The sequence below is a fragment of the Burkholderia sp. Ac-20392 genome (assembly GCF_017104585.1).
GTDB classification, from domain to species: domain Bacteria; phylum Pseudomonadota; class Gammaproteobacteria; order Burkholderiales; family Burkholderiaceae; genus Burkholderia; species Burkholderia lata.
Genome location: NZ_JAAGPB010001151.1, coordinates 1 through 602, shown reverse-complemented (window position 1 = coordinate 602; position 602 = coordinate 1). Strand labels below are relative to the sequence as shown.

Sequence of the window (602 nt, the reverse complement as noted above, 5' to 3'; positions counted from 1 at the left end):
TATACGCCGGTCGACGGCAGTGCCGCACCGGCGGCGGAGGTGTCGCCCACCGACGCCGCGCTGCTCGACGACTGGCGCACCTACTTTACCGACGCCGCGCTGCAAGCGTGGATCGACGCGGCGCTCGCGAACAACCGCGACCTGCGGGTCGCGGCCGGCCGCCTCGAGGAAGCGCGCGCGCTGTACGGCGTGCAGCGCGCGGACCTGATGCCGTCAGTCGATGCGAATCTGGGCTATGACCGTGCGCGCCAGTACGACCCGGTCGTGCGCGAAAGCGCGATCAGCGGGCTGTATCGCGCGGGCGTCGGCATCAGCGCGTACGAGCTCGACCTGTTCGGCCGCGTGCGCAGCCTGTCCGACGCGGCGCTCGCCGAATATTTCGCGACGGCGAACGCGCAACGCACGGTTCGCATCGGTGTGATCGCCGACGTGGCGGGCGCCTATGTATCGGAGCGCTCGCTGCACGAGCAGCTCGCGCTGGCGCAGCGCACGCTGGATGCCCGCCAACGCATGGCCGCGCTCACGCAGCGCCGTTACGCGGCCGGCACGAGCGACGCGATCGAGCTGCGCTCGGCCGAGATGCTGGTGGCCTCCGCGCGCGA

Annotated in this window: 1 protein-coding gene; it reads left to right on the top strand. The window is 71.8% G+C overall.

Annotation, left to right across the window (positions count from 1 at the left end; all coding sequences use genetic code 11):
* Positions 1 to 602, top strand: a 602-nt coding sequence (locus G3N99_RS41335) for a TolC family protein (protein ID WP_206125323.1), incomplete at both ends; no start/stop codon positions are given.